Origin of the sequence: Hydrogenophaga sp. (assembly GCF_041633695.1) — a bacterium.
Taxonomy (GTDB): domain Bacteria; phylum Pseudomonadota; class Gammaproteobacteria; order Burkholderiales; family Burkholderiaceae_C; genus Hydrogenophaga.
The window spans coordinates 1-10361 of the sequence record NZ_JBFJMY010000135.1; the positions used below are offsets into that span (position 1 = coordinate 1).

A 10361-nucleotide genomic window follows, 5' to 3' on the forward strand; every position below is an offset into this window, starting at 1 on the left:
CGCAGCCTGAATCTGTCCAACGCGGTCGCCGTGGTGGTGTTTGAAGCTTGGCGGCAACAAGGTTTTGAGGTTGGCATTTCGTGACAAATATCACCGAACACCTGGGGCACTGCGCCTACTTCCCTCGCGGGCAGTCAACGACAATCTTGCACTCACCCTTTTCATACCGAACCGGCACACCCACGCTGGTTTGCGCGTCCCGTCCTGCGGCCCAACCGGCCGCCCGGAGAAAACATTGATTGCCACCATTTCCCGATTGTTCAAAGTGGCCTTTCAGCCCTACCTTTCACAGCGCAAGACCGCCAGCCTGAAAGATCTGGGCAGCATCCGCCGGTCTCTTCTGCAGGCGGTCGAAGACTGCACCAGCGTTCCCACGCAGCGCCTGCGCCTGAAAATCGAACAAGCGAAAACACCGCAAGAACTCTGGTTGCTTCGCAACGACGCTTACCAGGTCATTTCGCAGCGGCACGACCAGGCCGTGGCGGCTCAGCGCATCAACGCGTTGTTGAAGGTTTTTGAGGGCAGCGTCAACCCCAAGCACCTGACCCGGATCAACTGACCCGGCGGCCCCTGCTCAAGGGTAACGACGGACCAGCGACTCGGCCACGCACACGGGCTTGTCTGCCCCCTCTCGCTCGACCACCGTCGACCAAGTCAGCTGCAGTCCGTCGGATTCGATGGGTGTTGCAGCCAGCAGCGTGAGGCGGGCGCGCAAACGGCTGCCCACCGGCACCGGCGAAGTGAAGCGCACCTTGTTGAGACCGTAGTTCACACCCATGCGCGACTGGCGCACCGCGAGCGCCGAGTCGAAAAACGCGGGCAACAAGGACAAGGTCAGGAAGCCGTGCGCGATCGGGCCGCCAAACGGTCCCGCCCGGGCTTTCTCGACATCCACATGGATCCACTGCAGATCGCCCGTGGCCTCGGCGAACTGGTTGACCCGTTCCTGGGTGATGGTGAGCCAGTCGCTGACCGCTACTTCCTGGCCCACGCAAGCGGCCAGATCGGCCAAGGTTTCAAATGTTTTCATGAGCGCACTGTATCGGCACCCGCCACGGCACGGTGTCGGGGTGGCGACAGACTGCGCTTGCCCGGTTCAGGCGTCCAGCCACTGGCACACCGGCTGCCATTGCAGCAGGTCTTTTTCCACCCGGCTGGGCGCGATGTCGAACAGCGACAGCCCGCGCGCGGCGAGGTGCACATAGTTCTGCGTGTCACGCAGGCTGGCCAACACCGGCAGCCCCAGGCCCGCCACGAACTCGAGCAGCTTGTCGGCGGCGATGGTGCGTGCGTCCATGCGCATGCCCACAATGCCCAACTGCAGTTGGTCGGCCCGGCGCGATGCGGCCAATTCGTCCAGAAAATCCCGGGTCGCGTAGATGTCGAAGATGCTGGGCTGCAGCGGCACGAGCACCTTGTCGGCCAGCTTGAGCACGTCTTTGAAGCGCCAGCCATGCAGACCGGCGGGGGTATCCAGCACCACGTGCGTGGTATCGCGCGGCGGGCGGGCGATCAGATCGTGGGACAGCGCCCATGTGCCTATGGGCCTGGCCTGTGGCGGGCGCAAGCGCAACCAGAGTTGTGAGGACTGTTGCCGGTCGGCGTCTCCCAGCATCACCGCATGACCTTGGCTGGCGAAGTACCCGGCCACATTGGTCGACAGCGTGGACTTGCCAACGCCACCCTTGGGATTGGCGACCACCACAATGGGCATGAATCTCTCCTGTGTGCAAGGCCCGCACCAAACGCCGCGGGCGGCCAAAAAGCAGGCCCTATGTTAGCGCCAGTGCGGTGTCAGCCGGGGCCACGCTCAATGCCAAGCATCCCACAGCAGTTTGATGCCGGTGAAAAACATGCCCACGTACAGCAAGCGGTAGAACAGCTGCGGCTTGATGCGGTGCGCGATCCGCACGCCCATCCAGACCCCGATCGGGGCGAACGGCAGCAAGGCCAGCGAGGTGGCAAGGTTCTTCCAGTCCAGCAGACCCAGCCAGGCGTAAGGAATCCACTTCGCAAAATTGATGAAGAAAAAGAAGAACGCCATGGTGCCCGTGAACAGCAGGGGCGAGAGCCTCAGCGGGATCACGTAGGCGTTGAGCGGTGGGCTACCCGCGTGCGCGACAAAACTGGTAAAGCCGGAAGCCACGGTGAGCAGGGCCCCCAGCCAGCGCGGTGGTGGCTTGCTTTGCGGGTGCGGCGGGAACACCAGCCGCTGCGCCAGGAACACCAGGGTGAACGCGCCCACAATGCCAGCCACCAGGTGCGCGTCCAGCAAACGAAACAGCAGTGTGCCCACGACGATGCCCAGCAAACCGTAGGGCAGCAGAAAGGCCAACAAGCGCCGGTCAACATGGCCTTTGAAAGCAGCCATGCCCATCAAGTCCATCAACAGCAACACCGGCATGAGGATCGCCGCCGCCTGGGGCACCGCCACCGCGATCGCCATCATGGGCACGGCCAGCGAACCAAAGCCAGCGCCAAAACCGCTTTTGCTGATGCCCAGCAGCAGCACGGCGGGAATGGCTACCGCGTAGAAGGTGGGGTCGGTGATGAGCGGGAAGTTCAAGCCCGTTATTGTCACTGCAAGCGCCGGGTCGTCATCCGGCGCCCAAGTCTGGGCCGGTTCATCTCTCCAACGCCCCACCCGCCAGCCAGCGCGCGCCACGGTGCTGCAGTTCTTGCACCACTGGCCCCTTGAGCATGGGCATGTCCATCTTCACGGTGTAGCCTATGCGGGTCTGGATATAGGCCAGGTGGCGGTAACCCTCGGGCATGGCGGCCAGCGCCGCCGCGTCCAGCTGGAGCGAGGCCGTGGGATCCAGTGGATCGATGCGATCCTTTTCGTAGATGGGCTGGCGGTGCAGCAGCTTCCACGCGCCCTCGTGCCGCTGCACGAAGTCGTAAAAGCGGCCTGTGCAGACCACGTCGCACAGCACCGGACCGCTTGCGCCCTCGACCATGCCGCGCTGCGAGATCGTCATCTTGGTCTGCGCAATCGCACGGTCACCGGCCACTTCAATGGCCGAGCCACCCAAAAAGTGCAGAATGCTCACGCCCTTGTCCCAGCCTTCGCGGCTGACACGGATGAATTCGGCAAACGGGCCCTGGAACCAGGTCGCCATCATCACGCCTTCGGGGTGCCAGACGGTGGCAAAGCGCTCCCAGTCGCCGGCGTCGCGCCAGACCGCCCAGCGCTCCACCATGCGGCGTATCAGGTGTTCGTTTTCCAACTCATCGTTCATGTCTTGGTTCCTCGTGCGGGTTCAACAAAGCCGATGCGACCCCGGTCTGGCACACAGCGGCTTCGCTGGCGTAGTCGACCTGGTGGCGCGCGGTGCGCAGATTCCCCAGCTCGTTCTTGACGCGCAGATGCTCCGGGTGCATCGCATACCCATCCAGCGCGGCCTGGGTCTCGAACTCCGAGTAGAGCACCACATCGCAGGCGTAGTCCACCGCGCTGGTGTCCACGCCAATTTCCAGACGCAACAAACCCGGGATGCGTCCGCGCAAAGACTCGAAGCTGCGTTGCAGCCGCGCAATCCCTTGCGCTTTTTCATCCCGTGTGTCGCCGCACACGTTCCACATCACAATGTGTTTGATCAAGCTCCACTCCCCAGTGTTTGGTCTTTATGGCGCCGGTACGAAGCCAGCCTTTTGCGGCCACAGGTTCACAAAGGCGTGCACCGCGCTGCTGGCGTACAGCCCGGCGCGCATGAAAGGCTCCTCGGCCAACCAGGCGTGGGCCGCGTCACGCGAATCGAAATCGATCGCCAGCAGACTGCCGATCATGGTCACGCCGTCGTCGTGGGTGAAAGGGCCGGCAAAGGCGATGCGGTCGGCCACGCGGGCCAGATAGGCCTTGTGGTCGGGCCGCACCCGTTGCCGCAGCTCAGCGGTGCCGGGCCTGTCGATCAGAATCAGGGTATAGATCATGTGAATGTCTCAAAGGTAGGCCAGCCAGGTGGACAGCTTGGGAAAGGCCACGATGACCACCAGCACGGCCAGCATCATCAGCACAAACGGAAACGTGCCGGCGAAGATGTCCTTGATGGTGATGCGTGGGTCGTTGAGCGCCGACTTCACGGTGTAGACCGACACGCCAAAGGGCGGCGTCAGCAAACCGATTTCCACCGCGATCACCGTGACCACGCCAAACCACACCACGTCCATGCCAAACGTGCGCGCAATCGGCAGCACGATGGGGATCATGATGAGCATGATGGACACCGAATCGATGATGCAGCCCAGCGCGATCACGATGGCCACGTACATCGCCATGAAACCCCAGGGGCCCAAGCCCATGTGGGTGATGCCTTCGGTCACGGAGTTGGGCATGCCGGTGAGCGCCAGCATGCGGCTGTACAACATGGCCGCGATGATCAGGAACAGCACCGAGACCGACACATAGCCCGTCTCCACCAGCACCTGCCACAGCTTGCGCCAGTCCAAACGGCGGCGCACCAGAGCGATCACCAAAGCACCGGCCGCACCCATGGCCCCGGCCTCGGTGGGGGTGAAGAACCCGCCATACAGACCGCCCAGCACCAGGGTGATCAGCAGCAGGATGGGCACGAACTTGATCGCGGCCGACAACGGCGTTTCATCGCCATCCACACACACGCCGTTCAAGGCGTCTTCGGTGCCGATCATCTCGGGCTTGAGGTAGGCCATGGCCAGGATCAAGACCGCAAAACCCAGGGCCAGCACGGCACCGGGGATGATGCCGGCGATGAACATGCGACCGATGGATTCTTCGGCCAACACGCCGTAGATGATCATCAGCAGACTGGGCGGTATCAGCATACCCAGCACCGACGAGCCGGCCACCACACCGACCGAAAAACGCGCCGTGTAGCCGTGGCGCATCATCTCGGGCACCGCGACCTTGGTGAACACCGAGGCCGATGCAATCGAAATCCCGGTGATGGCAGCAAACACCGCGTTGGCCGCCACCGTGGCCAGACCCAGGCCGCCACGGATGCGCCGCATCAGCCACTGGAACACGTCGAAGGTGTCGCGCCCCACACCCGACACGCTCACCAGCATGCCCATCAGCACGAACAGGGGGATCACCCCAAACAGGTAGTCGCGGATCGCGTCGTTGGCCGAAGCGGCCACAAAACTGGCCGCCACCTCGGGGCTTTTGACCATCCACACGCTGACAAACGAGGTGACGATCAAGGCCACGCCGATGTGCATGCCAAAGTAGATGCCCCCCAGCATCAGGCCGATGGCCACCATACCGATCTGGAAATCAGACATGGCTGGCCTCCCGCGCGACATGGCCGGCGTGGCGCCAGTCCTGCCAGGTGAGCAATGCGTATTGCAGCGCCGCCAGCGCGGAACCCAGCACCACCACCGCCCGCATCGGCCAGGTCGGAAAGGTGAATACGCCCTCCACGCCCAGAAATTCGTTGCCGACCCAGGCCCGAACCAGCATGGGCCAAGAGGCGTAGGCGATCACCGCACAGGCAAAAATGCCCGCCAGCGAAAACAGCGCACGCAAGCGGTGGCCGGCCACCGGGCGTTTCAGGGTGAAGGGATCGATGAACAAATCGGCCCGGCTCATGCGACCATGGCGCAAGGTGCCCGGCAACTGCAGGAACACGATCACGATGATGGAGGTGGCCACCAGCTCGGCCACCCCGTCGATGGGCTGGTTCAGCAGGTTGCGCATCAGCACGTCGGCCACCATCAGCAGCATCACCAGGCCGATCACCACCGACCCCAGGGCATTGAGCCCGTCCACCACCCGCCCGAACAGGCTGGTGGGGGCCGATGGCGGTGGTGCCTGCTCCAGATCGGTGTTGGCTTCGTAGCTCATGCGGCACTACCCGCCGAGGCCGCCACCTTGTGCGCCGCAGCGCCGCTCACAGCTCTTCGTCCCAGTCGCGGGCCGGCTTCACGCCCCGTTCGCGCAGCGCATGCATATAGGCTTTGACGATTTCTTTGGCCGGCCCTTTGGACGCATTGGCCTTGGCCCAATCGGCGGCCAGGTTGGGCATGGTCTTGACCCATTTTTCGCGCTCGGCATCGCTCAGGGCGGTGATGCGCACGGGGTTCGACTGCTTGGCCCCCACTTCCGCCATGGTCTTGAGCGCGCCCTGGTAGCGCTGCATCAGCGTCTCACCCAGCGCCTTGGAATACTCCTTGCCCACGTCTTTGACGATCTTCTGCACCTCGGGTGGCAGCCGGCCGTAACTGTCCTTGTTCATGGCCATGCCGCCGATGTACAGCGCACCGATGTTCACGGTGGTGATGTTGGGCGCCACCTCGTAGATTTTGTTCGGCAGGATGCCGGTGGCGATGGAGATGGTGCCCTCGCTCACGCCGGTCTGGATGTCGGTGTAGTAGCTGGTGAGGGAGCCGTCCACCGGCACCGCGCCCGAGCCCTTCAACCACAGACCAATGGAGCCCGGGGCCGAAATTTTGCGCCCGCTCAGATCAGCGTAGCTGGTGATCGGGTTCTTGGTGAACAGGTGGTAGGTGTCCACACCTGTGGCACCCAGGAACACCATGTTGTTCTTGTCCCATTCCTTTTTCAGCGCGGGCGTTTTCTCGTTCATGTCGTTGGCCACGTCGAGGATGATGCGCACGTCGTCGGTGGTGAACGGGGTCACCGAGCCGAACTGGCTCAAGGGCATCTTGGCCGCCTCCAGGCTGTGGAACACCCAGCCGATGTCGGTCACGCCCTGCTCGACGCTGGTGAGGGTGGCGTTCATCTTGTAGAGCTGGCCGCCATAGGCCTCGCGCCATTCGATCTTGTAGCCCTTGTTGAGCGCGGCGACCCGTTTGTTCACCTCGGGCACGAACAGCGTGCTCATCAAACCCACCCAGGGCAGCGCAACCGGGTGGCTCGATGCGATGGTGAGCTTGAAGGTTTCTTCGGCATGGGCCGAGACCATGCCGGCCAGCAGCAAGGCGGAAGCCAGCGAGGTGTGGAGGAATTTGCGCTTGATCATGGTGTTGTCTCCTGTGGTTTTGTCTATCTATCTATCGAGCGGACGCGAGAACGAAATCGAATTCGACCAGGTAGTGGCCATCTGGCTGCTCCACCCAATCGGCAATCAGCGACTCGCGCACGCCGAACACGGCGTCGGAATCCAGGTACCGATCGTGGTTGCGGAACACATGGGTGATCAGGGTTTCGTAGCCGGGCGCCTTGATCATGAAATGCAGGTGCGCGGGTCGCCAGGGGTGGCGATGGGTGGCACGCAACATATCGCCCACCGGACCATCGTCGGGGATGGGGTAGGCCTCGGCCAGGATGGACTTGAAGTGGTAACGGCCATCAGCGTCGGACCGCAGCACGCCGCGCGCCTGTGCACCAACCAAGTCCTCGCGCTGCACGTCGTATTTGCCCTCGGCGTCGGCCTGCCAGACTTCGATGGTGGCGCCAGGCACGGGCTCACCCCCCAGGCCCCGCACCGAACCACGCACCTCGCACGGCTGGCCCACGGCGCCATTGGCCACATCGTCGCCGTGCTCAAAATGCGGAGCGCCTTCCACAAAGAAGGGACCGAAGACCGTGGCTTCGGTGCAGCCGGCTGGCTTGTCGTTGTTCATGGCAACCGTCAACATCGACAAACCCAGCGTGTCGCTCAACAGAATGAACTCCTGTCGCTTGTCGTCGGTGATATCGCCCGCCCGGGTGAGGAACTCGATGCCGGCCATCCATTCGGCTTCGGTCAGCTTGACCTCGCGCGCAAAAGCATGCAGGTGCTGCACCAGGCTGGTGATGATGTCCTTGAGGCGGGGGTCTGGCGTGTCGGCGAAGCGGGCGATCACGGCCTGGGTGATGGTGTCCTGGTTCAGATTGCGCATGGCTTTGTCTCCTGGTGAACCACGCCTGTCGAGCTGGCAGCTCGCAGGTGGTCGGTTGCTGCTGGTGTGAATGCGCGGCTTCGTGGTGGTCCGTGCGTTGGGCTGGACCACACTGTAGGGCGCCATAGACGCTTGCAGAAGCCGACTGGCGAAAATGACTTTTTCGCGAGATGGAAGAAAGCCCAAGCTGCCTGCCCCACAATGAATGCCACAAACACCACGCGGCAGATGGAGACACGGTTTGGATCGCTGGACTGAAATCGAACTTTTTGTACAAGTGGCCGAGACCGGCACCCTCAGCCGCGCGGCCGAGGCGCTGGGCCTGTCCAACGCCGCCGCGAGCCGACACCTGTCGGCGCTGGAGTCCCGCCTGGGCGCGCGCCTGGTGGAACGCAATACGCGCCGGCTTTTCCTCACCGAAACCGGTCAGGAGTTTCTCAGCCGGGCCCGAACCATTCTGTTGGACCTGAAGGACGCCGAGGACGCGGTCAACGCCACGGCGCTCAACCCCCAGGGCGTGCTGCGCATCACCGCTTCGCTCTCGTTCTCGCTGCACCACATCGCTCCGCTGCTGCGCGAGTACACGCAGCGTTACCCCAACGTCACGGTGCACGTCGAAGCCGCGAACCGCTACCTGGACATCATCGACAACAACATCGATGTGGCGATCCGCACGCGCGAAATCGAGCCCGACTCCAACATCACGATCCGCCGCCTGGGCGAGACGCGGCGCATCCTGGCTGCTTCACCGCGCTACTTCGCACAGCACGGCTTTCCCAAAACCCTGGAAGACTTGCACCGGCACCAACTGCTGATCTACACCTACGCCAACAACCCGAACGAACTGCGCTTCTCGCGCGATGGGGAAACCACGAGCATCACCGTCAAAGGCCTGCTCGAATCGAACGACGGCCAGATTTTGCGTGCAGCGGCGCTCGACGGCATGGGCATTCTCGTGCAGCCCACCTACATCTTGTACAACGACATCGTGGCGGGCCGTCTGGTCCCTGTGCTGGACGACTGGGACCTGCCACACCTCACCATCAACCTGGCCTACCCCAGCCGCAAACACCTGTCGGCCAAGGTGCGTACCTTCATCGACTTCATGGCCGAACGCTTTGCGAAGATGGACTACGAGCGCAAGTGGACCGGGCGCTTCGGCGTCTATTAGGAGCTCTTTCCCGATATGCCCACCCATCCAGAAGAACGAAGAGAGCCATTCACCACCGACGTGCTGATTGCAGGTGGCGGCCCCTGTGGCCTGATGCTGGCCAACGAACTCGGGCGCCGCGGCGTGCGTTGCCTGTTGGTCGAACCCAAGCCCGGCACCGCGTTCAGCCCACAGGCCAACGCCACCCAGGCGCGCACCATGGAACACTTCCGCCGCCTGGGCTTTGCGCAGGAAATACGCGACCAAGGCCTGCCGCCCGACCACCCGACCGACATCGCCTACTTCACCCGTTTCACCGGCCACGAACTGGCCCGCCTGCACTTGCCCACAGCGGCGCAAGCACAAGAGAACATCAAACACCTGAGCGGCTCCTGGAGCGCGGCAGAACTGCCGCACCGGATCTCACAAAAGTTTGTCGAAGCCACCTTGTCGCGCCACGCCAAGAACTGGCCCAGCGTAGAGCTGCGCCACGGCGTCGCCCTGGAAAGTTTTACCGACCTGGGCCATGCCATCGACGCTGTCGTGCACCCCGTGGGTGGTGGCCCCGCACAGAACGTGCAAGCCCGGTACCTGGTGGGCGCCGACGGCGCACGCAGCCGTGTGCGCGCACAGCTTGGCATCTCCTGGGAAGGTGAGACCGGCACCAAGCGCGATTTCATGGGCGGCAAGATGTTTGCCATCCACTTGCGCGCGCCCGATTTCCACGCCCGGCTGGCACACGCCAAAGCCTGGATGTACGTCTCGGTCAACCCGCAGCGGCGGGTCTTCATGGCGTCGGTGGATGGGCAGAGCGAATTCGCTTTCCACGCCGCAGTGCACGAGGGTGAAGACGCCGACGCCTGGACGCACGAAGACGCTGCGCGCATCTTCAGCGAGGCCATGGGCTGCGCGATCGACATCGAGGTGCTGTCGGTCTGTACCTGGACCGCCGGGCACGCCTTTGTGGCAGAACGCTTCCAGCAAGGGCGCGTGTTCATCGGTGGTGACGCCGCCCACTTGTTCACCCCCACCGGTGGACTGGGCTACAACACGGCGGTGGAAGACGCGGTCAACCTGGGCTGGAAACTGGCCCACGTGTTGCATGGCACGGCGCCCGGGTCTTTGCTGAACAGTTACCAGACCGAACGCAAGCCGCTGGCACAGCGCAACACCGCTTATGCGCGCAGCTTCGCCGACTCGGTCGGTCTGTTCGTTGCCACGCCGGTGCTGGAAGAAGATTCGCCCGCCGGGCAGGCGGCACGCGAGGTGGCGTCCACGCACCTGAACGCCCACGTGCGGCAGGAATTCAACATACCGGGCATCACCTTCGGTGGCCGCTACGACGGTTCGCCCATCGTCGTGCCCGACGGCAGCACACCGCCCCCCG

Annotated in this window: 13 protein-coding genes and 1 pseudogene; 4 read left to right on the plus strand and 10 right to left on the minus strand. The window is 63.4% G+C overall.

What is annotated here, in order from left to right; all coding sequences use genetic code 11:
- Both ABYB95_RS10320 and ABYB95_RS10325 read left to right on the plus strand, forming a co-directional pair.
- Positions 1-84: pseudogene (locus tag ABYB95_RS10320) on the plus strand (tRNA (uridine(34)/cytosine(34)/5-carboxymethylaminomethyluridine(34)-2'-O)-methyltransferase TrmL); the annotation flags it as partial.
- 151 nt (positions 85-235) lie between these two features.
- A complete protein-coding gene (locus ABYB95_RS10325) occupies positions 236-559 on the plus strand; it encodes a hypothetical protein (RefSeq protein WP_372658408.1) in 324 nt (107 codons plus the stop codon).
- 15 nt (positions 560-574) lie between these two features.
- Here ABYB95_RS10325 and ABYB95_RS10330 read toward each other — a convergent pair whose 3' ends face one another.
- The 10 genes from ABYB95_RS10330 to ABYB95_RS10375 form a co-directional block, all read right to left on the minus strand.
- Positions 575-1030, minus strand: coding sequence for a MaoC family dehydratase (locus tag ABYB95_RS10330; RefSeq protein WP_372658410.1), 456 nt, complete (start codon positions 1028-1030; stop codon positions 575-577).
- 66 nt (positions 1031-1096) lie between these two features.
- Complete coding sequence (locus ABYB95_RS10335) at positions 1097-1714, minus strand: AAA family ATPase (RefSeq protein ID WP_372658412.1); 618 nt, start codon at positions 1712-1714, stop codon at positions 1097-1099.
- 96 nt (positions 1715-1810) lie between these two features.
- Positions 1811-2566 carry a sulfite exporter TauE/SafE family protein gene (locus ABYB95_RS10340; protein WP_372658413.1) on the minus strand — a complete coding sequence of 252 codons (756 nt, stop codon included), beginning with the start codon at positions 2564-2566 and terminating at the stop codon, positions 1811-1813.
- A 58-nt stretch (positions 2567-2624) separates the two neighbouring features.
- Positions 2625-3242, minus strand: a complete 618-nt coding sequence (locus ABYB95_RS10345; protein ID WP_372658414.1) for a nuclear transport factor 2 family protein — start codon at positions 3240-3242, stop codon at positions 2625-2627.
- Complete coding sequence (locus ABYB95_RS10350) at positions 3232-3603, minus strand: Dabb family protein (protein ID WP_372658415.1); 372 nt, start codon at positions 3601-3603, stop codon at positions 3232-3234. Before ABYB95_RS10350 ends, ABYB95_RS10345 begins: the two co-directional genes overlap by 11 nt.
- 24 nt (positions 3604-3627) lie before the next feature.
- Complete coding sequence (locus ABYB95_RS10355; RefSeq protein ID WP_372658416.1) at positions 3628-3933, minus strand: YciI family protein; 306 nt, start codon at positions 3931-3933, stop codon at positions 3628-3630.
- Positions 3934-3942: 9 nt separating this feature from the next.
- Positions 3943-5262, minus strand: coding sequence for a TRAP transporter large permease (locus ABYB95_RS10360; protein WP_372658417.1), 1320 nt, complete (start codon positions 5260-5262; stop codon positions 3943-3945).
- Positions 5255-5824: a TRAP transporter small permease subunit gene (locus tag ABYB95_RS10365; protein WP_372658418.1), complete on the minus strand. Its 570-nt coding sequence runs from the start codon at positions 5822-5824 to the stop codon at positions 5255-5257. Before ABYB95_RS10365 ends, ABYB95_RS10360 begins: the two co-directional genes overlap by 8 nt.
- Positions 5825-5870: 46 nt before the next feature.
- Complete coding sequence (locus tag ABYB95_RS10370) at positions 5871-6962, minus strand: C4-dicarboxylate TRAP transporter substrate-binding protein (protein WP_372658419.1); 1092 nt, start codon at positions 6960-6962, stop codon at positions 5871-5873.
- Positions 6963-6993: 31 nt separating this feature from the next.
- Positions 6994-7824, minus strand: coding sequence for an intradiol ring-cleavage dioxygenase (locus ABYB95_RS10375; RefSeq protein WP_372658421.1), 831 nt, complete (start codon positions 7822-7824; stop codon positions 6994-6996).
- Positions 7825-8065: 241 nt separating this feature from the next.
- On the opposite strand from ABYB95_RS10375, the gene ABYB95_RS10380 reads away from it, so the two are divergent.
- A complete protein-coding gene (locus ABYB95_RS10380; protein WP_372658422.1) occupies positions 8066-8995 on the plus strand; it encodes a LysR family transcriptional regulator in 930 nt (309 codons plus the stop codon).
- Between the two features lie 15 nt (positions 8996-9010).
- Positions 9011-10361 (plus strand): FAD-dependent monooxygenase (locus ABYB95_RS10385; RefSeq protein WP_372658423.1); only part of this gene is annotated, 1351 nt, incomplete at its 3' end.